Here is a 26,108-nt window from a genome sequence, read left to right as displayed (position 1 = left end):
GCGCACGAACAGTTTTGCCGCAGGCGGCGCACCGTACGCCCTTCTCCGCAACCAGGGAGTGACCGTGAAGCCGAGCACTGCGACACACCAACTAACGCCGACGCCCGCTAAGGGCAAGCCGCGCGTTGAGTGGGTGGATCTCGCAAAAGGCCTCACCATCACACTTGTGGTGCTGCTTCACGCAGTAGGAATGCTCGTCCGCAAGGACCTATCCCCAGATTTCTGGCGGGACATCAACGCATTTCTTCAGCCGATTCGCATGCCGTTGTTCTTTGTGGCATCGGGGCTATTTGCGCAGGGCATGCTCGCGATGTCATGGACCACAATGTTGCGCAGTAGGGTCGCGCACTTGGCCTACCTATACGTGGTGTGGCTCATGATGTTCTTCATCGCGCACAACCTTCTCCCAAGCGAAGTCCGCCACGGCGGGTACGCCAAGTTTGAGAACGTCATTCGGGGACTCTGGATGCCTTCGAGTGCCCTTTGGTTCATCTACGGCCTCGCTGTTTTCGCAATCGTCGCGAAGCTTATCTACAAGCTTCCGCTGAGTGTGCAATTTTCTTTCGCGATAGTGTTGTCAATCGCCGCTTATGGCCGCTACGGGGTGTTCTCCGATGTTGGATTTGGCTGGCGAAACCTTGGAATGTATTTCGTCTACTTCCTTCTCGCAGTTCATGCCCGGCCTTTGATCGTGAAGTTCAGTCAATTAAGTAATATTTGGCGAATCGGTATTGCGCTAGGTATATACGCTGCGGTGTACTTTCCGATCGTCAAATTCGCTGTTTTTGACGCTCGAGAATTGCGCCTCATCGTCACCACTGTCGGCCTTGGCCTCGGTGTTCTGGTCGCGACGTGGCTCGTTGGTAGTCACCTGGGCAACATATTCCAATCCATCGGGACGCGAACGCTTCCTGTGTACGTGATGATGGACATCCTTATCGCCATTGTTGTGTATGGACTACTGCAGGTCCCGATGCTCACGGGCTTGCCTGGTGTGGGAATCGTTCTCCCACTTGTGGTCACGGCAGCGGTGGTCGCTCTTGCGCTCCAAGGTCACTCGCTGCTCTTGAAGGCGCGGATGAACTTCTTGTTCGAGTTGCACCCACGTATCCGAGGCGTCGCGCCTAAGCCAGAATCGGCGCCTAGGCCGGTAGCTGTAGTTGCCCAACCAGTCGCAAAAGAAGTCGGAAAAGTCTGATTCGCACGTTGCTGTGGCGGATCCACCTCATTTTTCGAGCAGAAAAGTGTTCTATATCAAACATGGTGAGTTAGGTGTTCTTGCTTACTATTCCGCGCAGTAAGTTGACCGCGGTGTATCACATAAGTTGACCTTGTATGGTCCGTCGGGCTTGGCGCTGGTTGCTGGTGTCCGCTGGTGACCGAGATGGCGCTGCTCTGTGTGCTTGAGTCTGTGTGCTGGGGCTCCAAGTGTAGGCACTGGGTAGCGATCGTTTTTCTCATCCCTGCGCTTGCTAAAGCCTGGGACACATACAGGAGCAGCCCTCATGGATGACGACGAAATCGAAGTAGAATATTCGCTAAAGCTCATCCTGCTCGGCCTTGCGTTTGTTGCGATTGTCGCCGCGTTGATCGCCGTATGCATCCTGTCGTTCAAGAAGCAATTCACACCAACTACGACCGTCACATTTGTGACTGAGACGGTGGGGAATTCGCTGTCGCGCGAAGCCGACGTAAAAATAGGTGGGGCAGTTGTTGGCGAAGTTCGCGACTTACAACTCGCGCCTGACGGCAGCGTAGAGATTGAGCTCGCACTTCGATCTGATCGGCTTGATTTTGTCCCGGCTAATGCAACCGCCAGAATTATTCCGAAAACCCTATTTGGCGAACGATATGTAGAAATCGTGGCGCCCGAGAACCCGGTCGGCATCATTGCGGCAGGTGCAGTCATCGTTGAGCATGACGAGGGAAACGCCATTGACGCAGCTCGAATGTATGACGTTTTCTTTGATCTTCTGGACGCCGTGCCGCCCCAAGATCTTGCCGTCACTTTAGGTGCCCTCAATCAGGCCCTGTCTGGGCGAGGGGAAGCCATCGGAAACATGGTTGATCGCTTTGGGCCGATGGTGGAGGAGATTAACAGCGAACTCCCGAACCTCGAACAGCAGTTGCGTGATTTAGGTGACGTGACGGATGTGTATGCCGATGCTGTGCCCGACCTTGTTGCGGCTTTAGACACGTATCGCACGACGAATGCCACATTGATCGAGTCGCGTTCGGCGGTCGACGGGATGCTTGATTCGCTGAGTCTCGCCTCGGCGGACATGCGTGGTTTTCTCGATACCAACGGCGAACGCATTGTGCGCATCGCCGCGGACTCTCGAGAGACCCTGGAACTATTGGCGCAATACTCGCCGATGTTTGGGTGCACAGCACAGTATTTCGCTGACATGGGACCTCGTATTGACCGGGTCTTCGGTGGCGGGATAGATCGTCCCGGGTTGCATCTGACTATTCAACTCGCAAACCCCCGGGGCGGATACATTCCGAATCAGGATGAGGCTCGATTCTTCGACACACGTGGGCCGATCTGTTACGAACCGGTCCACCCGGCTGATGGCAACTTCCCGCAACATCCAGGCGGGGCATTTAATACAGGTGCGTATGCGGTTCCTTCACGCAATCCTGGTCCGCAGAATCTGCAGGAGTTGCCTTCACCTCTAGCTAGCGTTGGGCATGGCGGGGGTTTGTTCGGTAACGCAGACGAAGTTGATTCGCTCCGCATGGTGTACTCGGCGACGACGGGCCTTGCGCCTGATGACATCCCGGGTTGGGTCACGCTTGTTGGTGCGCCCGTGTTGCGTGGCACTGACGTCACTTTTGCCGCCGAATAGGGCCGTTTAGGTCGTATCTGCAATTTCCATGAAGAGCGTTCACTGTGGACTCTTTTATACCCCTGGGGGTATATTGAGTTTCAGTCCACGAAGGAGGCATCATGTGTTATCCAGTCAACTGTCGTCAATGCGGAAAAACGACCTGGTCGGGATGCGGAATGCATGTTGATCAGGTCATGCGGGGGATCCCCAAGAACGAACGGTGCGAAGGCCACGCCGACCAAGGCGTAGGGCAAGGAAGTTTCATCGCCCGAATGTTCGGCCGCTAGCCCCGCCGGTCACTACGGAATTGGTCATGGTGTGGTGAGTATGAAGGGGACCGCGGCGGACCGGACTCCGTTTACCTGAACTTCCAGTAGGTGCTCACCACTGTAGTAGCGCCTGGTGGTGATGGGTTTGATGGCATGACGTTTGGTGATGCACCACTGCGCGCCGGGTTCTAGTTGGCGAACACCGAGCTTAAAGACCTTCGGGGTGCGCGAACCGTTGGCGCGGACGTGATGGATGACGTAGTCCACCGCGACGTCAGCTGCAGCCTCGCCGTAGTTGGTCACCGTGCAACGAAACTCGAGAGCAGCCCCCAGATTTACTAGTGGGTTTTCAAGCTCAGGGACTGTGACTGACATCTGCGCATTGGCGCTGAAACCCAGTACCCCAAGTGCGTCGCGGTCGCCCGCTTTGACTAACGTGCGCAAACCGTGCCGAACGACGCGCACGGTGTTTGCATCAGGATCATCCATCCACTCCCGTGCGACGGCGACGGCTACCCCAGGGTGGTCCCGGCTTATGTCATTCAGATGGTTGGCCACAGACCTGCGGACGTATTCGGACGAGTCACGGTGCAGCGCATGCAAGATTGGTAGGGCTGGCGACGGGTCTGCTATCAGAGCCTTAATTTGTTGCGCCCAGGGCAGCCGCGGACGGGTGCCTTCACTGGCTAGTCGGCGAACGTGTTCGTCTGGATGCCGCACCCACTTCTCGATGACAGTTAATGCACGTGTGCTGTCGGCCATGATGAACGGGCGTACTGCCGTTTCGGCTGTGAGCCTAGGCGTCAGCTCCGCCAGCAGTGCTAAGGCTGGTTCGAACTCTCCAAGGCCGCGGGCTGCCACCGCCTCGGTGACGGGAAAGATCATCCAACCGGTAAAGCGGTCATCCCGCAGAGCGAGGCGCAACGTCGCCTGCAGCTCATCGAACCCACCAGGAACATCGGCGAGAAAAGCGTCGCGGACGGCCCGCACGCGGTCCCCAAACCTCAGTCCGTCCAACGAAGCCGCGCAGTCAAGTAACGCACGCGCGTCACTGCGAACGGTGCGTTGGACGCATCCGGCTAGGTCACGGACAGTGCTGGGGCTAATTAGTTCATCAGCGGTGGGCATAGGCGCGATTGTTCAGGACACGTCTGACGATTCCGCGAGCCACGTGTTGCACATAGCGGTGCTGTTGAGTTGGTATCCCTGCTCCCACCAGCTGCCATAGTTGCTTGGAGTTCCGTGCGTACGAGGACCATTGCTGTCACCGCTTCGATACATTGACGCTCCAGCTTCTTGCGCCCGCTGCACCGAGATTGTTCCGCCTTCTTGAGCGGATGCGAATGCCATGCCAGAGAAGCATTGCGCTTGTAGCTCAGTTCGGCGCGACACCTCCAACGCTTCAGCGGAATTGTGTCCAACGCTCTGGCGTCGTTGCCATTGGGCATCCAATAGGCCGGCTGCGTTTTGAACATGGTGGCCGTACTCGTGGGCCAGAACAGCGAGGTAGATGCCAAATCGGTCACCGTGAACAGCGACACCCAAAGTGTCGAGGGGCATGTAAATCATATTGTTGACTGGGCAGTAGAACGCCGCAAAATCCTGCCCAGAACTAGTGCACGGGGATACAGCGCTAGACGCTTCGCTGATCACTGTGAGGTTAGCGGGAGTGGTGGGTAGTTGGCGTGCTTGCAGTACTGGCTGCCACATGGTCTCGAAACATTCGAATGCTGAAACCAGGTGCGCGAAGGCCTGTTCCGGTGCGGTTGACCAGGGGGCTAGTGGACAGCTCGCGGAGGGCAACCCAATATTGGGTGTCGCCAATAGTGGGTGGCTTTCCAGTTCGTATACGGGTTGGGCAGTGCCAGGGTCGGTGCGAGGTGGGGGAGTGGACGCATCAGGTGTGCTTCCTGGTCCAGCTGGATCGAGTTCTATGGCGGTGAATCCACCGCCGGCAGTGCGTTCGCTTTCGAGATTTTCGGCCCACTCATTGAGCAGCCTCAGCAGAAACAAGCCGATGATGATGACGGCAAGCAGCGACACGAAGGAGCGCCCGCCGCCCTTTTTGCGTGGCGCTGTCGGTTGGCGCCGCGGTGGAGGTAAAGGCGATCGGTAGGGCGATACCGCGCTGTAGGGCGGTACTGAGCGCGCGTGCATCATCGGGTTCTGGCGGTGCATATGCAATTGCGCGCTAGGCGGTGGCCCATACCCCGATGCACGTTGCTGTCGCGGATCCCGCGGCATCTGCGCGGGCGGGGGAAGTGGAGACCCTCCGGACGGAACCGGTCGGTAGCGATGCGGGGGGTACGTCATAGTGATCGGTTCCTCCCCTGGTGACGATTCGCTCTGTGGGAATGCTAGCTGATCGTCTAAAGTCAGCGATCATGGTGATCGGTGCACTCAAGTCCGTGGGCAGTGCTCTACTCCTCGTTGCCCTTTTCCTCGTGGCAGCGACTGCTGCGCCAGCCATGTCGGCACCTAAATCTCCGGTACATGACCACGGGGAGTTAGCCCCTGTCAGTGGAATCGCTGTCCACGCGGACGCAGAAGTGCTCAGTAGTGGCGTGCTCACGGTTCGGGAAATCCTGACGGTCCCCGAAGGGCAGCAGGTAACGCGAACTATTCCGCTCCGCACGCAGGTTGCCGCCGATATAGAACGCCGTTTTGACATCACAAATGTGACCACCGACGGTCCTGTCACGGTGGACGTGGACCGCGATCTGGCAACCATCGTGGCCACTGCGGGCGAATCCACCGTGTACTACTCCTTCCACGGCGCCGTCTCTGATGCGACGGCAGAGCAGCTCGTTTTGTGGCCAATTTCAGGGACAACAGAGGGCCCGATCGAGCGCTTTTCGGCGACGATTGTGGCCCCGTCGCCCCGACAAGCCATTGTTAACTGCTACGCCGGAAACGCGGGATCGACACAACGATGCACACTCGCTGGGGTGGAACATTCCGGCGGAATCCGGGCGCAGCACACCGACCTCAATGCAGGTCAGCGAATAGAACTTGTAACGGCCCTGCCGACTGGGACCGTCGCGGCGAATACGGAATTCCGCGACATTCTCACATTCAATCGCGCCTTTGCGTTCACACAACCAGTGCTGGTCGGGCTGGGAATCGTGGGGTTGATTGCGATCGTGGCGGCGCTTGCTGTGGCGGGCGCTCGTCGGCGAGACAGGGCGGCGTTGAACAGCGAAGCTCCGTTCTCAGGGACGCTCATCCGCACCGGTACAGCCGTGGAGTTTGCTTCCCCGGACGGCATTCTCCCAGGGCACGCGGGAGTGGTATTTGACGAAACTGTGGACCCCGTTGACCTTGCTTCGACAGTTGTGGACCTTGCGGTTCGCCAGTACTTATGGCTGTCTGAAGTCGACGGGCCAGATGACACGGCTGACTGGCAGGTAAGCCGCCGCAATGACCCCGATAGCGCACTGCATGAGTTTGAGAGTCGCCTTATTGCCGCTGTGCTTCCGGAGGGCACCGACTCGACGACGATGTCAGAACTGCACCGCAGACCAGACCTGAACCTCGAACCGGTTCGTGCAGCGCTGCGTCATGACGCGAGTGTGCAGGGGTGGCTCCGCAACTCACACACACAATCTCCATTGTGGTGGGCTGGCGTAGCGCTAGCGGCAGTCGGCGTCATCGCGATTCCGGTGCTGGCATTGACGATTGGCCACGCGGTACTCGGCGCAGCTTTAGTGCTCCTTGGTGTTGTGGCCGTGGTCGCACCACAATTCTTGCCGCCACGCACGGCCAAGGGGCAGCAACTCGTCAGCGATGTTCGAGGAATGTTGCACTACCTCCACACCGTGGATGAGCACAGCATCCCAGAAGAGGACAGGGAAACCGTCTTCTCGAGATCGCTGCCCTACGCGGTTGTGCTCGGAGAAACCGATCATTGGATCGACACTTTCGGCGACCTTGATCCGGAATCTAATGGCGCATCTGGCATCTACTGGTTCGGCGGTTTTGAGGGCAACCGCAACCTGCGCCGTTTCCGAACCCATTTTCCGCCGATGCTCAACTCTCTAGAGGGTGTTTTCGCCGAGACACATCATCAAGCGACGCTGGCGAAACAGGCCTAGCTCGCCGGGTTGTCGTCCTTGTTTTGCTGCTTGTAGCGGCGGCGCTGTTCCTCAGCGCGGGCACGGCATTGGCGCAGGAACTCGTCGTCGTCCTCTGCACGCTGAGCGATATGCCTGCCCGGACGTTCGTATTCGGGGAAACCTGTCGTGCGCCTAGGGGCATCGTCACTGTATGGGCGGCCCGCGACGAGCCACACTACTGACCCCGCGAGGGGCAGGAAGATCACAAGCAAGATCCACAGTGGTTTGGGCAGGTTCCGCACTCGGGTGTTATCGGTCAGGATGATGTCGATTAGGCACGCAACGAGCACGACAAATGTGACCAGCATGATGTATGGCACGATCTATTTCCTTCCGACTTCAAGATCACACCATGCCGCACGCGTACGCGCAACTGCTCTGTCGACTATCGCCGAGTTTTGTGGGTAGCCCATGTCGTCGCCAAAAACTCACTCACCGCATCCACGGTTCGTAGTGTGCGCCACGACGGAATGACATCAAAAGCGTGCTGTCCTCCCACAACTTCGACGTAGTGCGCAGGCTGGTGAGACACATCGCGTAACCGTTGAGCGAACCGGCGGCCCTCTTCCACTGTGACGAGGGAATCAAGGTCGCCGTGGACAACCAAGAACGGGGGCGAGTCGGCGGAGACTCGATGGAATGGGGAAGCCGCGCGAAATGAGTCTGCTGCGTCGGATCGGCGATGTTTGAAAACACTCCGCTGCAGTAGATGCCGGACAGGGGGGAAGTGGTGGCGGTCCTCGTCCAGCAGGTCGTACACGCCATAAAACGGGACACAGGCAGAAATGCTCGTATCTACGTCCTCGAATCCGGGCTGGAACGCAGGATCATTTTGGCTGAGTGCAGCAAGGGCGCTGAGATGTCCACCCGCAGACCCACCAGTAATAGCAATGAACTCAGGGTCGATGCCGAAAGTGTCGGCGTGGCTGCGTACCCACCCGATTGCTCGTTTCACGTCGACGATGTGGTCCGGCCACGTCGCACGAGGACTGAGCCGATAATCGATATTGAAACCAACCCACCCATTGGTTGCTAGGTGCCCGAGCAGCGGTGCACCTTGGTCCCTGCGACTGCCCATCGACCACCCGCCGCCGTGGACCTGAATGATCGCAGGCCGTAATCCCGCCGCAGGTTGCGTCGGCGCTGTGACGTTGAGTTTGAGATGCAAATTCCCGATGGTGGCATAGGTGATGTCATTGGTCCGAATGACGTCTGACCGAGTCCAGGCACGCCAGGGGAAAAACACATGTGAAGTCGGATATGCCTGGGAAAGTTTTGCTTCCGGTGGGGGAAAGTTCGGGTCTGGTGAGATCGTCGTCTTTCGTGAGGCACCGTAGAGCCGGAGCATGAATGCCCACGCTGCAACGCTGAGGAGGAGTCCCACCCAGCCAGCAGGGGCAAGCAGGCCACCAAGCAGCGCCAGCACGCCAACCGCGGCCGCGTTGAGAACCAGAATGTGCAACGTCAATTCATTGAATAGCCACGCAGCGGGCCAACTCGCTACAACTCGCCTGCCATTGGTCTGCGGCCATCGCGCGTTCACGACACCGAGCACCAAGGCAATACCCGTGGCCAACAGCGCAATCGACGTGAACGGCGCTAAAAAACTCATGTCACAACTGTGCCACTACGTCACTGGCGATCAATTCGATGTGCTCGAGATCATGCAGGTCCAATACCTGCAAATAGAACCGTTCCACACCGGCGCGACTGAACCGACCGATCTGATCAATCGCTTCAGTTGGTGTACCTGCGATGCCGTGCTCACGCAATTCGCCAGGGTTACGCCCTATTCGTTCGGCACGCCGTCTGAACTCGGCCTCGTCACGGCCAACGCACACCACCAAAGCAGCCGAATGAACCAAGTCTGCAGGGTTGCGTTCGTATTCTTCGCATGCGTCGCGAATGGTCTGGAAGCGCTGAGCTAGCCCGTCGAGAGCCGGAAACGCGGCGTTGTATTCGTTGGCGAAACGGGCAGCAAATGCAGGAGTTCTCGTTGGTCCGCTACCACCAATGATGATCGGTAGTTGTGTCTGGACCGGCTTCGGAAACGCAGGGCAGTCGGTGAGTTCGTAGTGCTCGCCCTTGAACGAAAAGTTGACACCTTTCGGGGTGTCCCACAGGCCCGTGACGATGGCGAGTTGTTCCTCGAAGCGGTCAAACAATTTTGTGGGGAAAGGAATCCCGAACGCTGTGTGCTCCTCCTTGTACCAACCAGAGCCAATGCCAAGTTCGACGCGCCCGCCGGACATCTGGTCGACCTGCGCGACCTGCACGGCAAGGATTGAGGGATGGCGAAATGTCGCCGAGGTCATCAGGGTGCCCAAACGGATTCTTGACGTTTCGCGAGCCAAACCAGCAAGCGTTGTCCACGCGTCTGTTGGTCCAGGTAGACCGCTGACACCACCCATTTTCAGGAAATGGTCTGATCGGAAAAACCCATCAAATCCCAGTTGCTCAGTTTTCTTCGCAACGGCAAGCAAGTCGTCATACGTTGCGCCTTGCTGCGGCTCAGTGAAGATGCGGAAGTCCGGCGTCACGGTGTGCAATCCTTCCTCGGCTATGCCGACAAGTACGGCACTAGGCTGAGTTTGCCACGGCCTCAGGTATTTCAGTGGTGCCTTGCGTCAGGTGCAAAATCTGATTAACAGTGTGGTCTGTGTGCAGCAAAGCGGCGAGCACTGCGGCGACATCCGCCCGAGACACGGAGTCTTTCGGGATGGATTCTGATGACAACGAGACCAAACCGCTCGGTTCGTCATTGGTGAGTAGACCCGGTCGAAGGATTGTCCAATCCAGTGTGGCGCGTTGCATTAGGTCCTGCTCAGCCTCCGTTTTTGCCGTTAAATATGCGGCCCACACTTCGTCCGCGCCGTCGGGCACAGGTGCCCCTGCCCCAAACGCCGAAATTTGAATGAAACGTCGCACGCCCGCCTTTTCCGCAGCATCGGCGAGCAACACCGCTGCACCCCGGTCAACAGTGTCCTTACGGGCGGCACCACTACCGGGTCCTGCTCCGGCCGCGAACACGACGGCGTCAGCGCCTTCCAAAGCCTCCACTACGTCTGCTTGAGGAGCATGCTCAAGATTGAGCAGCAATGCCTCGCCACCAGCGGTATGGACATCATGAACATGGCTTGGGTTTCGAATCAACCCAATAACGGTATCGCCGCGGCCTGACAATTCCTTCGTCAAATGCAGGGCAATATTTCCGTGACCACCAGCAATAACTACTCTGAGTGACATTCGTCTGCTTCCTGTTGTCAGTTCATTCTCGATTGAATCGCGTACACAGTGTCCCGTGCCGTTTTTCCTACTCCGATCAATGTCGCCGACGCGGGTCCTGTCCAATCGCCGTATCCCACGAGGAACAGCCCGTCGATGGCTTCGCATGCAGTGCCGTTGGTGCCGATCCGTCCGGCGGCGTCCCGAATGCGGAGTTGCTGAAGGTGACGCAATGCTGGCCGAAAACCGGTGCACCACACAATCTGGTCGAAAGTATCGGTCGTGCCGTCGGCCCATTGGGCACCACTGGGCGTAAGGCTTGTGAACATCGGCTCGGCGAACAGACGGCCCGAATCGCGAGCCTCACGCACTTCTGGCACCGCAACGATGTCACCTAAACTCGCTATGCCTCCGCTGCTGGTGGTCCCCGCCGCCAGGTGCCGTGCATGCTGAGTTGCCACTTGAAATAGCACTCGACCGTCGACATCGTCGGGCAGAAACTTGGGTGTGCGCATTGTCAGCCATCGCACACTCGCCACTGCGCTCAGTTCGGCAGCAATTTGCGCACCGGAGTTTCCGCCGCCCACCACTGCGACACGTTGGTCACGAAACCCGTCTACGCCCTGGTAGTGGGCGCTATGAACATGAGTGCCGGTGAAATCAGCTAGCCCAGGGTACGACGGACAGTGTGGTTGGCTCCACGTTCCGGTAGCGCTAATAACGTTGTGCGCGCGCAAGACTTCGGAGTTCCCGCCGTGCGTCACTTTTACTGTGAATACAGATCCATCGTGGTGCACTTCTGTGACAGCCACTGGTCTGTGCACCGGAAGCTGATACCGATTTTCGTAGGCGCGAAGATAAGCAATGACGTGCTCGCTTGGCGGAAAACCCTGGGTGTATTCGGGCATCATCCAACCGGGAAGCGAAGAGTACCCGGCGGGTGAAAACAGTGTCAGGGACGGCCAAGTATGTTGCCAGGCCCCACCCGGTTCATTCTGATCGTCGAGGATCGCGAATGTTAGATGAGCTTTGCGTAGGTAGTAGCCACAGGCGAGACCTGCCTGTCCACCGCCGATTACGAGACAGTCGTACAGCTTTTCCGGGGAAGGGAAACCTGTCGATAGCGGGCTTGTGCGTACCACGCAACCCAGTCTGCCTGAACCTAGTTCGTAGTGCTGCTGTAACTGCCTACAGTGCAGTGTACGTTCAACACAGGCGCGTATTAGCACCCGAAAGGTGAAGAACTGTGGGTCGATCAGGTGGATTGTGGAGTCGAGGCCTCGCGGTAGGTGGCATCAGTCTGGCGGTGGCAGGAACTGCAGGTTCAGTCGCGTGGGCGATGCAACGAAAGCTCATTTACTATCCTGACAGCTTGCCTGTTCCACGTGCAGGTTCTGTAATCCCCAATGCTCAGGATGTGCAGTTCACTACCGATGACGGCCTAGTTCTCGATGCCTGGTATGTCCCTGCGGCTGATTCTGTTCCACCACGAAACGCCACCGTCCTGATAGCCCATGGCAACGCGGGCAACCGAGCCGACCGAGCGCCCCTTGCGGCAGCGCTTGCGCATCGCGGATACAACAGTCTCTTGCTCGAATACCGCGGGTACGGTGGCAACCCAGGTTCGCCGTCAGAGGAAGGGCTAGAGCTCGACGCCCGGGCGGCATATTGGTACTTGCGCAACAATCATGGGGTGCCTCCCGAGAGACTCATCTACTTCGGTGAAAGCCTCGGCTGTGGCGTTGTGTCGGCCCTCGCGCTGAGGTACCCACCAGGCGGTGTTGTGTTGCGCTCGCCGTTCACTGATCTTCCTAGCGTCGGACGGCTGCACTATCCGTACCTACCAGTTCACGGGCTCATGCGAGACCGGTTCAGGGTGGGCGACGCGGTGCGCAGAATTACTCCACCTGTGGTCGTTGTGTACGGAACTGCTGATGATGTTGTTCCGCCGGCGATGAGCGCCGAAGTGGCAGATTCCACCCGCAACCTACACTCACGAGTTGTGCTACCAGGGGTAGGCCACAACGACCCCGCAATGCTTGTGGGTGAACCTATGCTTGATGCCATCGACTCCATCCTGGGATGAGATTGAGGGCTCACGTGGGGCTCGCAGCGTGAAATAGAGGATGCTGGAACAATGACCATCACGCCGATGTTCCCCCTCGGTTCAGTACTTCTGCCGGGGGGCGCCCTACCGTTGCATGTTTTCGAACCGCGCTATCAACAACTTGTCACCGACTGCCTCAACAGCGATTCAGCACCACAATTTGGCCAGGTTCTCATCGCGCGGGGCAGGGAAGTTGGCGGCGGCGACACTCGGCATGGCGTCGGTGTACTCGCTGAAATCGTTGCGCACGTCGAAGTGGGCCAGGGGCAGCACGCGCTCGACTGCCGAGGCAGAGAGCGGATCCGCATCCTTAACTGGTTAGACGACGATCCATACCCGCGCGCAGAAATCGAATTGTGGCCCGATACCAACGACGGCCCGGTAGAGCCGGGGTTTCACAACTTCGCTGCACGCATTGCAGAACTATATGGGCTACTTGAACAGCTCGCGGGAAGACAAGACATGCCTGTGCCGGAACTACCCACCCTTGGTGGAGTGTCTGAGACGCCCGCCTTGCACCTCTACCAACTTGCCGACTGCCTCCCACTTGGCGAAGTTGATCGATACCGCATGCTCAGTGCCCCCGGAGTGAAAGAACGCGCTGAGGTGCTCTCTGACGCCCTAGAGGGATTGATAGAAGTGGCTGAGTTCGGGCTTATTGATTAGCGCTGCAACCTATGACGGGTTGGGCTTACGAAAGGGTGGCACGCTTCAGTTCGTGGGGCTTGTACTTCAAAAAACCACGCGAACGCGTTGACTTCACCGGCTTCACCGCAAATGCGGGGTGACGGCGCAGAATATCGGCAAGTGCTCCGTCGACAAGAATGTCGCCACCAGGCGCAGCGCTCGTCAATCGCGCAGCTGTATTAACTACGTTTCCGTAAAGGTCACCAAACCGAGCTAACGCTTCACCGTATGCGAGTCCAATGTGCAGCGACGGCAAAGAGTCATCAGTCTTGATCGTTTCCTGCAACGTCAATGCAATTCGGGCACCTGCCGCAGGTTGGTCGACAGAGAACATCACCTCGTCGCCCACATTTTTAATGACCGAACCGCCGTGTGCGGCAATGATCGACGTGACGGTATTTTCGAATGTATTAAGCAAGCTGGAGAGACCAGAAATGCTGTTCAGGCGGGTGAGGTCGGTATAGCCGACCATATCGGCGAAACCCACAACGAGGGATTGGCTTGAAGTGTCCTCGTCGGGGCCTGCAAGATACCGCCCCGCACGGGCAGCAAGGTGCCGCCGCCACACGTACGTTTGCATCGCGTGAACTACAGGTACCCAATCGGCAACCAAATCAGCAGCATCGTCAAGCAGCTCGCTCGGTGACAGTGGTGGATCAGCCGCCATCCGAACCTGGACGAGTTCAAGGACACGTTCGTTCAAGAGTGGAACTTGCCACTCAGCGAGGCGCGAGAATGTTTGCCCCATTGCCCGTGTCATCCCCACGGCAAGATCCTTGTCGAGAATCCCCGCAGCTTCAAGGCCCGCAAGGGTGCGAATGGCGTTGATATCACTTTCGGTATACAGCACTGCATCAGCGTTTGGGGCGGTAGCGAAACCGAGTGCCCGCCACAATGTCTGCGCATATTCCGGGCTGACACCAGCACGTTCGGCGACTTGAGTGCGCGTATATCGACGGGCCTCGCCCAGCAGAGTTTTCTCAACTTCCGATTGGATGAGCCGCATGATGAGGGGGCGCGGCTCTGTCGTCTCATCACCGCTCTTCGTGCGCCGAGGCGGGATAAACAGGGGCTCTGTGGGCGCATTTGCATTCGCGTGCGCGAGATCGTCAAACGAAGCCATCTAGTGCAACCCTTGCATGTGGATGAGTGTTGTCGAGAATACGTTCCTCCCCATGGTCGACGATAAAACCTCGTATGCCTCGCATTTGCCGCTGTACGCCCCAAGGTGGATAACGAAACGTGACGTTCATCCCATAGGACCACAAATGCGGTAACAAGATCAGACCTTGGGTCGATGTCCAGAACAAAAGTCAAATACTACTGTCGACCTGCATAGACAGTAGATCTAGTGACGGTTGGGATTAGGACATGAACGGTATTGCCATGATGGCTGATGTGTGGTCTCGAATTGACGGGCCGGTGACGTTCTTAGCCGTCGGCGTGTTGGCTCTTGCCGCAGTTGTCGCGACAGTGGGAGTACTCGCAGATCGCGAACACCGAATCTACTGGGCTCTCCCGCTATCCCTCATCGCGATTGGGTTGGGTAGCTTCCTCGCCTCAATCTTCCTCAACGGGCCGTACGTGTGGCCATTTGTGTGGGAAATACTTCCCGAACTAGCGGCGCTCATAACCTTCGCGGGCGTACCCACGACCGTGCTTGTTGCATTGTCGACCCAAAGCTCTCGTGCGTTTTACGCAATCCGCAGCCTCGTGCCCGGGGAAACCAGCGCGATGAGTCCTCAAACGTCGTGATCGCCATGCCCCGGCTCTGCGTGCGTACCGCCGATACTATGCAGAATCGTGTGCACGACCGCATCGTCTAGGTAGTACCGCATATTCCTTCCGTCGCGCTGCACACGGACCCACTGGTGGTGCCGAAGTAGCCGCAGGGCGTGCGACACAGCTGAGCTTGACATCTCCAACGCTTCGGCCAGCCCGTTAACGGTGATGCCCGGTGCTCTGTGCATCGCCAGCAGAATCCGCAATCGATTAGCGTCAGACAACAAATCGAACCGTAGGGCCCAGTAATCCAGATCGGGAACGCATGCAACTGCCGCACCGGCCTCGTGGATGCGCCTATCGTCGTCGAGGGTCGGTTCGGTCATACCTTCATTGTGCCCCCTAGTCCGCCGCTGCAGTGTGCGATGGCGCAGGTAAGCTCACCTCCCATGACAGGCCCACAGGTGCACCAGCGCTATAGGCGTGGTGCGTGTGTGGGCGCTGTATCCGGAGTTACGAGCATTGCCGCCCACGGCGCTGTAGCTGCCACACCGCACCTGCCGTTTGCCGCGGTGATACTCGTGTCGATCGCTTGCGCTGGATTCGGAGCCACCGTGGCTGCCGTACCGGCACTGAGTCGAACGTATGCGCCGATGGTTGGCACTCTCGTTGTGGGGCAGATAGTCGGCCACGGGGCGATGGTCGTGGGCATGGGTGGGCACGCGACATTTCCCGCTCTCCCGATGCTTGCCGCGCACATTATTGCCGCGGTGCTGCTTGCCAGTGTCATCTTGACGGCAGACCACGCCTATTCCGTCGTCACATCTGCCCTTCGGGTGGCCACATGTGCGCTAGTACGCGCAGCCAACTCCGAACCGCCCATTCTCGTCATCACTCCGTACAGATTGTGGGCGACGGACCGTGTTCTTATCACCGCAGTAGGGACTAGAGCTCCACCTTTCGCCGTGTAGGCACCGCATTCCCTGAATGCCATTAACACCACCAGGCCCCGTTCGCCTGGTGGTCAGCTCCATATTTCCTACACACGAAAGTAGATTCCCGTGTCTCTATTTACTGGCACAGTCGTGCCTGGAGCAGGCCAACCGCCCAGTCGACGCACTGCATCCAAACGGTCATTTCTGCCGTTGTTGTTGCGGTTGCACTTTTATGCAGGCATTTTTATTGCTCCGTTTCTCCTGGTAGCCGCCGTCACAGGTGGGGCCTACGCAATTGCGCCAACAATCGAGAGGTTCGTCTATAGCGAGTACCTCGCCGTTCAGCCCGACGGACTTCCTGCCAGTGTCGACGAGCAGGTCGCGGCCGCCGTCGCGGCCATTCCCAACTCCGCGGTCCACTCGGTAGTGACAGGAAGCGCCGAACGGGACACCACGCGCATCATCATGAACACCGATGATGGGCAACAAGCGGTGTTTGTTGATCCGTATTCGGCTGATGTGGTGGGCATCCTCACCGTTGATCACGGGGCCCTGCCTCTTAGCGCCTGGTTGGGCGCGATGCACAAAAACCTTCACCTCGGGGATGCCGGTGCGCTTTACAGTGAACTTGCCGCCTCGTGGTTATGGATCGTGGCGCTCGGGGGGCTTGCGCTGTGGATCACTCGCGTTCGCAAAGGCCGAAAGAATCGGTTTCTTACCGTCGACCGGTCTGCTCAGGGGAGAGGCAAAAACGTCAACTGGCACGGAGTTACCGGAGTGTGGATACTCCTGGGGCTACTTTTTCTGTCGGCTACCGGTCTCACCTGGTCAAACTATGCGGGGGAGAACATCCGAGAAGTGCGTAGTGCCTTGAACTGGACGACACCCGCACTTGATACTGGCGCCCCCGCAGATGCACATGATCATGGTGGCGGGTCCACGACTGTCCCGAACTTGGATGCCATCATCGATGTCGCAGAAAGTGAAGGCATCAATGCACCGCTAGAAGTCACGCTGCCCACCGAGGCGGGGCAATCGGTTGCTGTCGCTGAATCTGTTCGTGCTTGGCGGTTTACACGAGATTCTGTCGCAGTTGATCCGGCTACGTTGACCGTGACCGATTCGGTGAACTTCCAACAGGATTACTCCGTGGCGGCGAAGCTCACTACGTGGGGCATTCGGGCGCACATGGGCACTCTTTTTGGTTTAGCTAATCAAATTGCACTGCTAGCCGTAGCAATAGGGCTCGTCACCGTAATTGTTAGGGGCTATGTGATGTGGTGGCAACGTCGCCCCCTTCGCGGATCGAGATACGCGGTGGGCAAGGCTCCTCGGCGGGGGGCTTTGCGTTCGCTCCCGCCGGTGGGGATTGGTGCCGTACTTGTGACGGCTGTTGTCGTTGGGTACGCAGTGCCACTGTTCGGGGCGTCGCTGGTGGCGTTTGTCGTCGTGGATACCTTCGTCAGTGTGGTCCGTCGGCGATGACGAGATGACTAAAAGAGCCCCTGGGGCGTGTTTCGAATCGAAACCGCACCAGGGGCTTTTCTCAGAAAGAGCGACGTTGACCTTTCCAGTGGGGACGGAGTTCAGTGTCACGTTGATGCGCACGCTTCTGCGCCGAGGCGTGGCCGTGGCTCTCCTTATTTGAGTGTAAGAAATGACAAGGCAAACTTTGTTCAGCTAGCAATTATGTTTGCGAGAGACTGCTCACCATATTTGTGTTGTGAAATTCACATCACATTAAAATGCGACAAATAGGAGCTACAGTCGGGTGCCGACTGGTTCCTGAGTCGAGCAACTCAACAGATGGGTGCCTAATGGGCGCTAATCTGTGGTGATCCATTAGATGAGCACGCGAGATATGTGCGTGAGCTAAACACGATATCGACCCCTCGACTTTTCGTCACCGTGTCTAGCTCAACGCACATACTCGCTGCTGGTTAGCGCTATTTGCTACGCAGTTGCCTTGGTTTTCCAGCTCACGCTAAGGTTTTCTTGCTGCCCAAAGCGTTCGATGTGGTGTGTGAAAATTTTCTGAAGCGTGCTCAGATCTTCCGCTGATCGGGCAGTCACAGCCAGATTCAACTTATTGTTTTTCGCTTCGCATGCGCCGTGTCCCAAATCGAATAAGAATTCCGCACGAGGCCCTTCTTGCACCACGGGAATCTGCTGACCAAAATGGCTTACAAGCTGCTTTAAAAACCGATCAGCTCGGTCTGTGGCGACGTGAGCAACTGATTCAGGCATTAAATTCTCCGGGGTGGGCGGTGAATGATTTGGATAAAGAAACTTTAATTCTCCGCGCCCTACATTCTGTATCAGCTAGGTCACATTCAGAGGCGTAACCTTCGACACGTTTCCCAGGTCAGCGGCGCTGATCCAGGCTATTGGCACTGTTCCACGTGGAACAAAGCTAGAGACCCAGCGCCTTTAGAGATCCAGCGCGGACATTGCCATGGATCGCAGCAACTCTCGCGTGCGTGCCGGCGACTCGCCTCGGCTGTGCGGGGTCGAGTTGATGAGTCCAAAAACTGCGTGGGCTTGTGTTCGCGCACTTGTTTCGTCGAGGGACGCGTTTCGTCTCATCAGTGCCTTGACCCACAGTTCGACATAGTGGCGTTGCATCTTTCTGACCTCACGCCGCGCTTGTTCCGGCAAACTGTGCAGATCGCGATCTTGTACACGGATCAAGTCCGACTGATTCAGGGCGAAATCTAGATGGAAGTCAATAAGTTGTTCTACGGCGGCGCTCGGTACCGATGTCGACTCCACAACTAAGGTCGCCCCGTTGAGGAGTTTGTCGCTGACCCCGGTCAAGAGCTCCGTGAGAAGAGCGTCTTTGTTGGCGAAGTGGCGGTAAATCGCAGGCCCACTGATGCCCGCGGCGGACCCAATATCCTCTAGACGCACTCCGTTGAAGCCTCGGTCAGCAATGAGGGATGCGGCCGCTGTGAGAATCTGTTGACGGCGATCGGCTTTCAATTGGCTGCGGCGGGTAAGTGCCGCGTGATCCGTTGAAGCTGAACTAATCATTCGATTTTGCCCTCCGCAACCTTTTGACTGGTAAATCGACATTAACCGATGTGGCGCGTCCCATGACCGGGTTACCCTGGCCATATGCGAGACATTGTGCGCTGGCTGGCCAATTGTGTGGAACGAGATGGCACCGCTGCCCTTGCCACCGTCGTAGCTACTCACGGTTCTGCACCGCGATCACCAGGCGCTTCGCTGGTTGTTGCACGTAGTGGTGAGGTACGTGGTGGCCTCTCTGGAGGCTGTGTCGAAGCAGACGTCTACGCCCGAGCTCAGCTTGTCCTAGATACGGGAATGCCAGAAATCGTGACGTACGGGCCGGACGTGTCTTTCGGTGCTGTGTCGTTAACGTGCGGTGGGAAGTTGTCGGTACTCATCGAATCCGTCACTGCGAAGTCGTTTCCAGCGCTCCAGCAACTTGCGGACGCGGTCGAAGCGGACGTTCCCGCATCTGCGAGCGTCAGCATCGGTGACGGTGCGGCATTGGGGATGAGGAGTACCACAATCAGATCCCAATCAGGGATTCTCCACTACGGCCCAGAGTTAGTATCCGCCTTCACCGTTGACTTACCGTCACGCCCGCGCATGCTGCTATTCGGTTCGAGCCCCCATACTGCTGCAATGGTTTTGCAGGGCGCGTTGCTTGGCTATGCGGTGACTGTCTGCGACGAACGCCCCCTCTTCACAACTCCCGAGCGGTTGCCGGGCGCACACGGGCTTGTTGTGGCACGACCGGTCGAATACCTGCTCCGAGAACTTGCTGCTGGCCAAGTAGATGATCGCACCGTCGTGCTTGTCATGACTCACAGCGATGGTGTCGACCTTGAGATTCTCGAACTTGCGTTGGGAGGGCGTTGGGTCCCCAAGTTTGTGGGCGCGCTCGCATCACCAGCCAGTGCAGTGCGGAAGAGAAACCTGCTTCGCCAACGCGGGGTGCCCGATGCGCGGCTTTGTGCGTTGTCATCCCCGGTGGGTCTCAATATCGGTAGCGCAACCCCTGAAGAGGTCGCGGTTGCCGTCGCTGCGGAACTTGTCGCAATTAGTGCCAAAAAAACCGGTGGGGCTGAGAAAAAACTCAACCCCACCGGCGTAATTCTTAAGTGACGATCATGTGACCGTCAGGTAATTCAGCTGCCGAAGCCAGCGCCACCGTCAACATTAAGGTTGAAGAGGTCGCCGAGGTTCAGTGCGCCACCGAGGTCGCCACCGACACCAGCTTCTCCACCGACGCCGCCGCCGAGGATGAGTTCGATGCTGCTGAAGTCAACTTCGACGCCGCCACCGGCGCCGCCGCCGAAGGCTGCTGCGATGTCTGCTTCAACCTGGGCTACGAAGTCGGCCCATGCCTGCTCAGCGTTGAATTCAAAGGTGAAGTCGCCTTCGCCGCCGGCGCCGCCACCGTTAACGTCGCCACCGAAGTTGGCTTCGATGAATGCCTGGAAGTCAGCTTCAATGCGATCGATTTCAGCCTGAAGGTCGAAGGTTGGGCCCTCGAACTGGACGCCGCCGCCGAAGAATGCGTCGAGGCTGCTGAAGTCGAGCTCAGCTCCACCTTCTGCGCCAGCGCCGAGGTCAAGGTTGAAAAGTGCGCCAAGGTCAAACGCGCCGAGGTCGAATCCGCCGCCGGCTCCGCCGTCAACGCCGAGGTTCAGGCTGCCGAGGTCAAGTCCGCCGCCTAGGTTGAGGTCACCTTCTTGTGCAGATGCAGCACCCGCGAATGGGATGGTGAGGGCAGCTGAGGTCGCAACAACTGCTGCTGCTCGTTTGAAAGCTTTCATTCTGTAGTCCTCCTGAGAACTGTTTGTGATCAGTTGTTTCTAGTGTCTCATGCCATTAAAGCTTCGGCGTAGACTCTGCAGTGTTGAACTGGCATATATTTCATCGCGTACCCAGTTGTGATTGTTACAGTTTTCGTAAAAAAAGTTAAACGTACGCGTTGTGTGACCTTAATTTCACCGTTTCCCCTTGTCGCGCGGGTGGCCGTGTTAGCGGTGATCACCTTTCGGGGTTTCGGTAGTTTTCTTTCGTAATCCCCTTTGTGATCTTCGGTCGGCAAAACTGTCAGGTTGTAAAAAATTGGTGTGGCGCTGGTTTTTTTCGGGTTTCAACTCAGCAACCGTTATTCGGTGCTGTCTCTCTCGCGGCTTGGCGGCAGGCCCGGTGGTGATGTAGACAACAGTTCGCGTTCGCGCTAGGCTCATCTCAGTTATTCACGATTAACTCAAGTTGGAGTGTGGGATGGCCTTCGATAGGGCAGTGAACCGTGCAGAACACCAACGTCTCGTCAGCGAACTCCGGCGCACGCTGTCGGAAACAGCCCTCGGAGGCAGCGAGCGAGCGCGAGAAAAACACATCGCACGCGGCAAACTCCTCCCACGCGAGCGCGTAAACCGGTTGCTCGACCACGGCAGCCCATTCCTTGAAATAGCGCCTCTCGCCGCAAACGGCATGTACAACAATGACGCGCCTGGCGCAGGAGTCATCGGGGGTATCGGCCGAATCGCCGGGCGCGAATGCGTAGTTCTAGCCAATGATGCAACGGTCAAGGGCGGCACCTACTACCCAATAACCGTTAAGAAGCATCTTCGCGCTCAGGAAATCGCCTCACAGAACAACCTGCCGTGCATTTACCTCGTCGACTCGGGCGGTGGGTTCCTGCCCAAGCAAGACGAAGTGTTCCCCGACCGCGAGCACTTTGGCCGCATCTTCTACAACCAAGCGAATATGAGTGCCCGGGGCATCCCGCAGATCGCCGCAGTTATGGGTTCATGCACCGCGGGCGGTGCGTATGTCCCAGCCATGAGCGATGAAACGGTGATCGTCCGCAACCAGGGCACAATTTTCCTTGGCGGCCCTCCACTGGTCAAAGCAGCAACCGGCGAAGTTGTTACAGCAGAAGAACTCGGCGGCGGCGACCTCCACTCAAAGGTGTCCGGAGTTACAGACCACCTTGCCGACGACGACCAAGACGCTCTGCGGATCGTTCGGAACATCGTCTCAACCTTTGGCCCAAAGACGGAACAACCGTGGCCGTTGACGCCATACAGCGGACCGGAACGGGACCAAACCGAACTGTACGACGTAGTCCCAGTCGACTCGCGCACCCCATACGACGTCCGGGAAGTTATCGAACGAATCGTAGATGGTGGCAAGCACCAAGAATTTAAGGCCGAATACGGCAAGACCTTGGTTACGACATTCGCCCACATTCACGGTCACCCCGTCGGAATCATCGCCAACAATGGCGTGCTCTTCGCGGAGTCGGCACTCAAGGGCGCCCACTTCATCGAACTGTGCGACAAGCGGTCGATCCCGCTGATCTTCCTGCAAAACATTTCCGGGTTTATGGTCGGGCGCGACTACGAAGCAGGGGGTATCGCCAAACACGGAGCCAAGATGGTCACCGCTGTTGCCTGTGCGCGAGTCCCGAAACTCACAGTGGTGATCGGTGGATCCTATGGCGCCGGGAACTACTCGATGTGCGGTCGCGCTTACTCGCCGCGCTTCCTCTGGATGTGGCCCAACGCTCGTATTTCCGTCATGGGTGGTGAACAGGCCGCATCGGTGCTGTCCACCGTCCGGCGGGAGCAGATCGAAGGGGCTGGCGGTGAATGGTCCGCCGAAGATGAGGAAACCTTTAAGGCCCCAATCCGTGCGCAGTACGAATCACAAGGAAACCCGTATTACTCAACCGCTCGACTTTGGGATGACGGGATCATCGACCCGGCGGACACTCGAACCGTGCTAGGCCTCGCTTTGTCCGCATGTGCCAACGCCCCACTCGACCCAGTTTCGTACGGGGTATTCCGGATGTAGCTCCGCCGCCTCGGGGTTCGCAAACTCCATACGTGACCGCCATCACATTGCTAGTGTTCCGTTTTGAACACAACAAGGCATAGGTGATCCGTGAGCAGTGACATTGGTCGGCGCAAGTTCCTTACCTTTCTTCTCGCTGCGCCAGTGCTCACTGTCGGTGCTCAGTGGGTTGCAGGTAATCCGCAAACAGCCCACGCGAACCCCGAAGGCTCGGTAATCCCGAGCAACCCCGAACTAGCGCAGGTAGTTGATATTGGCGACTTACTGATCCTGGTTGGGCTCCCTACCGCATTGATCTTGGCTCTCGAGGTCACGGTTGATGGCAGAATCCGCTTCGAGTTGCCGCGCGCCGAAAAAGGCCAAGGCATCACCACGGCGACAGCGATGATTGTCGCCGATGAACTTGACGTGCCCGTCAGTTCCGTTGATGTGCGGCTAGCCCCAGCAAAACCCGAACTGTTCTTCAATCAATTCACCGGGAGCTCGAACACAATACGATCCCTGTGGGACCCTCTGCGTACGGTCGCATCAGTGGTGCGAGCTCGGCTCATTGCAGCGGCTGCGGTAAGGCTCGCGGTATTGCCTACCGATCTGCGCACCGAGAACGGTCGCGTGATCGCCCCCGGAGGCCGGTCGCTGACATACGGCGAACTATCGCGTGATGCCGCCAACCCATCCCTCGCGGATGTCACTGCCCGCCCAAAAACAAACCACACCATAGTGGGGACACCCACGCGCCGAATCGATGCCCGAGCGATGGTGACGGGAACCTTCAAATACACGCTCGACGGCGACTACGCCGGGGCAAAGCCGGTGATGCTCAGGCGACCCCCAACCATCAACGGCAGCCCAGCCTGGTTTGACGAAGCCGCGGCACGCAGAATGCCGGGCGTCATCGATGTTGCGATGATTTCAACGGGTGTTGCGGTGATGGCGGAGACCTTCGGTCAGGCTCATGCTGCGGCGCAAGCACTAACCGTCCGCTGGAATGCGGGAACTGTCGACAATATGTCTGATAGCGATATTCACCGGCAACTGCAGGCGGCCGTACCGCGATTCGACGATCCACCCTTTACTCCGGATGTCTTCGACGCCGAATATAGCTTCGCATTCGTGAGCCACGCCCCGCTAGAAACCAATAGTGCGGTGGCGGACGTGCGACACGACAGGGCAGAAATTTGGTCCGGGCTGCAATCACCAATCGTGACGCAGCAACACATAGCCCTAGAACTGGGGTTGCCGCTCGATCGTGTCACCGTTCACGTCACTCAAGCGGGCGGGAGCTTCGGCCGACGCTTGCATTACGACGGTGCACTCGAAGCAGCGCGGGTGTCGCGGGCAATGAACAAGCCAGTGAAGCTGATGTGGAGCCGCATCGACGATATGCGCCATGGGCGAGCCCGACCGGCCAGCCACCACCGTATTCGTGCCCGACTAGCCGGAAACTCCGTCGCTGCCTACCACCACCGAGCTGGCTTTGTGGAAACGGATTTCAGACATGGGCTCGGCGAGATCCTCAGCGCCGCGTACACGCAATTACCCGTAGTTGGAAACCCTGTTTTTGCCCAAACTTTGTTCCACCTCACTCAGTTTCTGCCCTACAACGTCGGGGCGAAAACCCATGAACTTTTCGAAATTCCGCTTCGGATGCCTACGGCCAGCTGGCGGGGAGTTTATTCGGGAAACACCCGGGCTTGCGAAGAGATCTTTATCGATGAGGTCGCCGCGAAGCTCGGGCGCGACCCCGTCGAATACCGGCGCACCATTATTAAGGATTCCCGTGTTCGTGCAGTGCTAGACACCGTTGCGCAGGAAGGTAATTGGGGACGCCCCATGCAAGCGGGATTCGGGCAAGGCGTGGGTATTCACGAGGAGTACTTGTCGGCCGTGGCTTACCTTGTCGAGATCGATGCGCGGGACCCGAAAAAGCCGCGGGTGACCAAGGCTGTCATCGCTGTCGACGTGGGGAAAGTCATCAACCCGACCGGTCTCGAAGCGCAAATGCATGGTGCGCTCAGCGATGCCATCGCGACCACCCTGCAGGCGGGTTTGCATATTGTCGATGGGCTGCCGCTTGAAGGCAGCTATTCGCAGTTTAAGTACACGCGGCAAGCACATACTCCACACGACGTCCGAGTTCACATCCTCACCGGGTCGGACCGCCCGGGTGGGGCAGGCGAGCTAGGCGTCCCCGCTGCGGCGGGTGCCGTTGCCAATGCGTATGCGCGCGCCACTGGCACTAGGCCTCGGTCATTCCCGATCAACTTCGATGTCGATTTCGAGCCATTCCCCAGGTAGCGACGCTAGATGAAAGGTTGTACCTCGTGCCGAACTTCACCTTCAAGGTCAACGGCAAGACAGTCACTGTTGACGCCGATTCTGACCTGGCGCTTATCTGGGTACTCCGCGACAAACTTGGCATCACCGGCCCTAAGTTTGGGTGTGGGATCGATGTGTGTAAGGCGTGCACATCCCATCTTGATGGGGCGGCAATCCGACCTTGCGTCACCACACTGGCAGACGTGTCGGGCCGTGAAGTCACCACGATTGAAGGTCTCGCTAATGGTGACCAGCTCCACCCTGTTCAGCAGGCATGGATTGACCTCGACGTCGCCCAATGCGGCTACTGTCAGCCAGGGCAAATCATGGCAGCCGTCGACCTACTGCGCCGAAACCCAAACCCTACCGACGCCGATATCGACGAGATGCTGAATGTGTGTCGTTGCGGAACCTACCCGCGCATTCGGGAAGCCATCAAGCGGGCGGCCGGGCAGATTTAAGCGCTGTCCCAGTGGGTTTGATTGCGCTCTCGCATTATCTTGAGGACGATCGCGAGAAAGATCGCGCCGCCTATCCCGGCTATGAACACAAAGATTGCGCCGAAGAGGTTTCCGAGAAAGCCGAACAATGAGGCGTGCGGGCCAACGGCAAACCACACCGCAGTGCCAGCGTTGTCGGCGCAGGCCACTGTAAATGTGCCGGGGCGAACAGGCGTATCGGAGCGAAGTATCGCGTGCCACGAATCTTGATTGATTGTGATGGTCTCCGACGTTGTGGGTCGACTCGACGGGATTGTTTGACCGCGGTGGTCGGTGATTATGCAGTCAAAACGGGTGTTTTCCCTGTCAGCGAAGACGGTGATGCCCTCGGTTTCCAATGTGACAGTTGTCGATTCGCCTGCGGGGAATTGCCCTTTAACCGTCGGTAGCGCCACCATTGCCCTCCACAGTAAAAAACCGCTGAGGATGATTCCTCCGACCGCCACGCTGACGACTAGCCAGTTCCACCTTCGTGACGGTGACACTGTGCCATTCCGCCAGCCATCATCGTGATCCCACACCTGCCACCTCCATGGTGCTCGGCGA

Annotated in this window: 26 protein-coding genes; 13 read left to right on the top strand and 13 right to left on the bottom strand. The window is 58.0% G+C overall.

Annotated elements, in window-relative coordinates; translation table 11 throughout:
* Positions 1–64 precede the first annotated feature (64 nt).
* From IEW73_RS07325 to IEW73_RS16760, 3 genes are all read left to right on the top strand, one after another.
* On the top strand, positions 65–1,198 hold the full coding sequence (locus IEW73_RS07325; protein ID WP_229675813.1) for an acyltransferase family protein: 1,134 nt from the start codon (positions 65–67) through the stop codon (positions 1,196–1,198).
* 307 nt (positions 1,199–1,505) lie between these two features.
* Positions 1,506–2,852, top strand: a complete 1,347-nt coding sequence (locus IEW73_RS07320; RefSeq protein WP_188672151.1) for an MCE family protein — start codon at positions 1,506–1,508, stop codon at positions 2,850–2,852.
* 101 nt (positions 2,853–2,953) lie between these two features.
* Positions 2,954–3,121 carry a DUF8730 family Cys-rich protein gene (locus tag IEW73_RS16760; protein WP_504739201.1) on the top strand — a complete coding sequence of 56 codons (168 nt, stop codon included), beginning with the start codon at positions 2,954–2,956 and terminating at the stop codon, positions 3,119–3,121.
* A gap of 24 nt (positions 3,122–3,145) precedes the next feature.
* Here IEW73_RS16760 and IEW73_RS07315 read toward each other — a convergent pair whose 3' ends face one another.
* Together IEW73_RS07315 and IEW73_RS07310 are read right to left on the bottom strand one after the other, a co-directional pair.
* A complete protein-coding gene (locus IEW73_RS07315) occupies positions 3,146–4,231 on the bottom strand; it encodes a DNA alkylation repair protein (RefSeq protein ID WP_188672148.1) in 1,086 nt (361 codons plus the stop codon).
* Positions 4,232–4,243: 12 nt separating this feature from the next.
* Positions 4,244–5,416 carry a neutral zinc metallopeptidase gene (locus IEW73_RS07310; RefSeq protein ID WP_188672145.1) on the bottom strand — a complete coding sequence of 391 codons (1,173 nt, stop codon included), beginning with the start codon at positions 5,414–5,416 and terminating at the stop codon, positions 4,244–4,246.
* Positions 5,417–5,487: 71 nt separating this feature from the next.
* On the opposite strand from IEW73_RS07310, the gene IEW73_RS07305 reads away from it, so the two are divergent.
* A complete protein-coding gene (locus tag IEW73_RS07305) occupies positions 5,488–7,197 on the top strand; it encodes a DUF2207 family protein (RefSeq protein ID WP_188672141.1) in 1,710 nt (569 codons plus the stop codon).
* Here IEW73_RS07305 and IEW73_RS07300 read toward each other — a convergent pair.
* The 5 genes from IEW73_RS07300 to IEW73_RS07280 form a co-directional block, all read right to left on the bottom strand.
* On the bottom strand, positions 7,194–7,538 hold the full coding sequence (locus tag IEW73_RS07300) for a PLD nuclease N-terminal domain-containing protein (protein WP_188672138.1): 345 nt from the start codon (positions 7,536–7,538) through the stop codon (positions 7,194–7,196). The genes IEW73_RS07305 and IEW73_RS07300 overlap by 4 nt on opposite strands.
* A 65-nt stretch (positions 7,539–7,603) precedes the next feature.
* A complete protein-coding gene (locus IEW73_RS07295) occupies positions 7,604–8,830 on the bottom strand; it encodes an alpha/beta hydrolase (protein WP_188672135.1) in 1,227 nt (408 codons plus the stop codon).
* A 1-nt stretch (position 8,831) separates the two neighbouring features.
* Positions 8,832–9,758, bottom strand: a complete 927-nt coding sequence (locus IEW73_RS07290; RefSeq protein WP_188672132.1) for an LLM class F420-dependent oxidoreductase — start codon at positions 9,756–9,758, stop codon at positions 8,832–8,834.
* Between the two features lie 40 nt (positions 9,759–9,798).
* Positions 9,799–10,464, bottom strand: a complete 666-nt coding sequence (locus IEW73_RS07285) for an SDR family oxidoreductase (protein WP_188672129.1) — start codon at positions 10,462–10,464, stop codon at positions 9,799–9,801.
* A 17-nt stretch (positions 10,465–10,481) separates the two neighbouring features.
* Positions 10,482–11,585, bottom strand: a complete 1,104-nt coding sequence (locus IEW73_RS07280; RefSeq protein WP_229675812.1) for an ArsO family NAD(P)H-dependent flavin-containing monooxygenase — start codon at positions 11,583–11,585, stop codon at positions 10,482–10,484.
* Between the two features lie 197 nt (positions 11,586–11,782).
* On the opposite strand from IEW73_RS07280, the gene IEW73_RS07275 reads away from it, so the two are divergent.
* Together IEW73_RS07275 and IEW73_RS07270 are read left to right on the top strand one after the other, a co-directional pair.
* Positions 11,783–12,529: an alpha/beta hydrolase gene (locus IEW73_RS07275; RefSeq protein WP_188673109.1), complete on the top strand. Its 747-nt coding sequence runs from the start codon at positions 11,783–11,785 to the stop codon at positions 12,527–12,529.
* A gap of 51 nt (positions 12,530–12,580) precedes the next feature.
* Positions 12,581–13,216, top strand: a complete 636-nt coding sequence (locus IEW73_RS07270; RefSeq protein WP_188672126.1) for an LON peptidase substrate-binding domain-containing protein — start codon at positions 12,581–12,583, stop codon at positions 13,214–13,216.
* 25 nt (positions 13,217–13,241) lie between these two features.
* Here the strand turns inward: IEW73_RS07270 and IEW73_RS07265 are convergent, their stop codons facing one another.
* The gene (locus tag IEW73_RS07265) at positions 13,242–14,360 is read right to left on the bottom strand and encodes an adenylate/guanylate cyclase domain-containing protein (protein ID WP_229675811.1); all 1,119 of its coding nucleotides are present in this window, start codon (positions 14,358–14,360) and stop codon (positions 13,242–13,244) included.
* Between the two features lie 248 nt (positions 14,361–14,608).
* On the opposite strand from IEW73_RS07265, the gene IEW73_RS07260 reads away from it, so the two are divergent.
* The gene (locus IEW73_RS07260) at positions 14,609–14,992 is read left to right on the top strand and encodes a hypothetical protein (RefSeq protein ID WP_188672122.1); all 384 of its coding nucleotides are present in this window, start codon (positions 14,609–14,611) and stop codon (positions 14,990–14,992) included.
* Here the strand turns inward: IEW73_RS07260 and IEW73_RS07255 are convergent.
* Complete coding sequence (locus tag IEW73_RS07255) at positions 14,980–15,345, bottom strand: ArsR/SmtB family transcription factor (RefSeq protein ID WP_188672119.1); 366 nt, start codon at positions 15,343–15,345, stop codon at positions 14,980–14,982. The two genes, IEW73_RS07260 and IEW73_RS07255, sit on opposite strands and share 13 nt — an antisense overlap.
* 63 nt (positions 15,346–15,408) lie before the next feature.
* On the opposite strand from IEW73_RS07255, the gene IEW73_RS07250 reads away from it, so the two are divergent.
* On the top strand, positions 15,409–15,930 hold the full coding sequence (locus IEW73_RS07250) for a hypothetical protein (RefSeq protein WP_188672116.1): 522 nt from the start codon (positions 15,409–15,411) through the stop codon (positions 15,928–15,930).
* 90 nt (positions 15,931–16,020) lie between these two features.
* Positions 16,021–17,379, top strand: coding sequence for a PepSY-associated TM helix domain-containing protein (locus IEW73_RS07245; RefSeq protein ID WP_188672113.1), 1,359 nt, complete (start codon positions 16,021–16,023; stop codon positions 17,377–17,379).
* 468 nt (positions 17,380–17,847) lie between these two features.
* Here the strand turns inward: IEW73_RS07245 and IEW73_RS07240 are convergent, their stop codons facing one another.
* Both IEW73_RS07240 and IEW73_RS07235 read right to left on the bottom strand, forming a co-directional pair.
* Complete coding sequence (locus tag IEW73_RS07240; protein ID WP_188672108.1) at positions 17,848–18,141, bottom strand: DUF2218 domain-containing protein; 294 nt, start codon at positions 18,139–18,141, stop codon at positions 17,848–17,850.
* Positions 18,142–18,324: 183 nt separating this feature from the next.
* A complete protein-coding gene (locus tag IEW73_RS07235; RefSeq protein ID WP_188672105.1) occupies positions 18,325–18,927 on the bottom strand; it encodes an SACE_7040 family transcriptional regulator in 603 nt (200 codons plus the stop codon).
* Positions 18,928–19,011: 84 nt separating this feature from the next.
* Between IEW73_RS07235 and IEW73_RS07230 the strand changes: the two genes are divergently transcribed.
* Positions 19,012–20,031: an XdhC family protein gene (locus IEW73_RS07230; protein ID WP_188672102.1), complete on the top strand. Its 1,020-nt coding sequence runs from the start codon at positions 19,012–19,014 to the stop codon at positions 20,029–20,031.
* Between the two features lie 23 nt (positions 20,032–20,054).
* Here IEW73_RS07230 and IEW73_RS07225 read toward each other — a convergent pair whose 3' ends face one another.
* Complete coding sequence (locus IEW73_RS07225) at positions 20,055–20,705, bottom strand: hypothetical protein (RefSeq protein WP_188672099.1); 651 nt, start codon at positions 20,703–20,705, stop codon at positions 20,055–20,057.
* A gap of 460 nt (positions 20,706–21,165) precedes the next feature.
* Between IEW73_RS07225 and IEW73_RS07220 the strand changes: the two genes are divergently transcribed.
* The 3 genes from IEW73_RS07220 to IEW73_RS07210 all read left to right on the top strand — a co-directional run bounded on the left by IEW73_RS07220 (position 21,166) and on the right by IEW73_RS07210 (position 25,523).
* Positions 21,166–22,743 carry a carboxyl transferase domain-containing protein gene (locus IEW73_RS07220; RefSeq protein ID WP_188672096.1) on the top strand — a complete coding sequence of 526 codons (1,578 nt, stop codon included), beginning with the start codon at positions 21,166–21,168 and terminating at the stop codon, positions 22,741–22,743.
* A gap of 90 nt (positions 22,744–22,833) precedes the next feature.
* Positions 22,834–25,041: a xanthine dehydrogenase family protein molybdopterin-binding subunit gene (locus tag IEW73_RS07215; protein ID WP_188672094.1), complete on the top strand. Its 2,208-nt coding sequence runs from the start codon at positions 22,834–22,836 to the stop codon at positions 25,039–25,041.
* A 26-nt stretch (positions 25,042–25,067) separates the two neighbouring features.
* On the top strand, positions 25,068–25,523 hold the full coding sequence (locus tag IEW73_RS07210) for a (2Fe-2S)-binding protein (RefSeq protein ID WP_188672091.1): 456 nt from the start codon (positions 25,068–25,070) through the stop codon (positions 25,521–25,523).
* Here the strand turns inward: IEW73_RS07210 and IEW73_RS07205 are convergent.
* Positions 25,520–26,083 (bottom strand): hypothetical protein, encoded by a 564-nt coding sequence (locus IEW73_RS07205; protein ID WP_188672089.1) that lies wholly within the window; start codon positions 26,081–26,083, stop codon positions 25,520–25,522. The genes IEW73_RS07210 and IEW73_RS07205 overlap by 4 nt on opposite strands.
* Positions 26,084–26,108: the final 25 nt, after the last annotated feature.

It is taken from the genome of Hoyosella rhizosphaerae, from assembly GCF_014643175.1.
Classification (GTDB): Bacteria; Actinomycetota; Actinomycetes; order Mycobacteriales; family Mycobacteriaceae; genus Lolliginicoccus; species Lolliginicoccus rhizosphaerae.
This window is presented reverse-complemented; position numbering and strand designations above follow the sequence as displayed.

Bases quoted from the DNA above. Each gene is read 5' to 3' on its own strand.
- IEW73_RS07320 (WP_188672151.1), top strand. From the start codon at position 1,506: ATGGATGACGACGAAATCGAAGTAGAATATTCGCTAAAGCTCATCCTG.
- IEW73_RS16760 (WP_504739201.1), top strand. From the start codon at position 2,954: ATGTGTTATCCAGTCAACTGTCGTCAATGCGGAAAAACGACCTGGTCG.
- IEW73_RS07315 (WP_188672148.1), bottom strand. From the start codon at position 4,231: ATGCCCACCGCTGATGAACTAATTAGCCCCAGCACTGTCCGTGACCTA.
- IEW73_RS07310 (WP_188672145.1), bottom strand. From the start codon at position 5,416: ATGACGTACCCCCCGCATCGCTACCGACCGGTTCCGTCCGGAGGGTCT.
- IEW73_RS07305 (WP_188672141.1), top strand. From the start codon at position 5,488: ATGGTGATCGGTGCACTCAAGTCCGTGGGCAGTGCTCTACTCCTCGTT.
- IEW73_RS07295 (WP_188672135.1), bottom strand. From the start codon at position 8,830: ATGAGTTTTTTAGCGCCGTTCACGTCGATTGCGCTGTTGGCCACGGGT.
- IEW73_RS07285 (WP_188672129.1), bottom strand. From the start codon at position 10,464: ATGTCACTCAGAGTAGTTATTGCTGGTGGTCACGGAAATATTGCCCTG.
- IEW73_RS07275 (WP_188673109.1), top strand. From the start codon at position 11,783: ATGCAACGAAAGCTCATTTACTATCCTGACAGCTTGCCTGTTCCACGT.
- IEW73_RS07270 (WP_188672126.1), top strand. From the start codon at position 12,581: ATGACCATCACGCCGATGTTCCCCCTCGGTTCAGTACTTCTGCCGGGG.
- IEW73_RS07265 (WP_229675811.1), bottom strand. From the start codon at position 14,360: ATGGCTTCGTTTGACGATCTCGCGCACGCGAATGCAAATGCGCCCACA.
- IEW73_RS07260 (WP_188672122.1), top strand. From the start codon at position 14,609: ATGAACGGTATTGCCATGATGGCTGATGTGTGGTCTCGAATTGACGGG.
- IEW73_RS07255 (WP_188672119.1), bottom strand. From the start codon at position 15,345: ATGACCGAACCGACCCTCGACGACGATAGGCGCATCCACGAGGCCGGT.
- IEW73_RS07250 (WP_188672116.1), top strand. From the start codon at position 15,409: ATGACAGGCCCACAGGTGCACCAGCGCTATAGGCGTGGTGCGTGTGTG.
- IEW73_RS07240 (WP_188672108.1), bottom strand. From the start codon at position 18,141: ATGCCTGAATCAGTTGCTCACGTCGCCACAGACCGAGCTGATCGGTTT.
- IEW73_RS07235 (WP_188672105.1), bottom strand. From the start codon at position 18,927: ATGATTAGTTCAGCTTCAACGGATCACGCGGCACTTACCCGCCGCAGC.
- IEW73_RS07230 (WP_188672102.1), top strand. From the start codon at position 19,012: ATGCGAGACATTGTGCGCTGGCTGGCCAATTGTGTGGAACGAGATGGC.
- IEW73_RS07225 (WP_188672099.1), bottom strand. From the start codon at position 20,705: ATGAAAGCTTTCAAACGAGCAGCAGCAGTTGTTGCGACCTCAGCTGCC.
- IEW73_RS07220 (WP_188672096.1), top strand. From the start codon at position 21,166: ATGGCCTTCGATAGGGCAGTGAACCGTGCAGAACACCAACGTCTCGTC.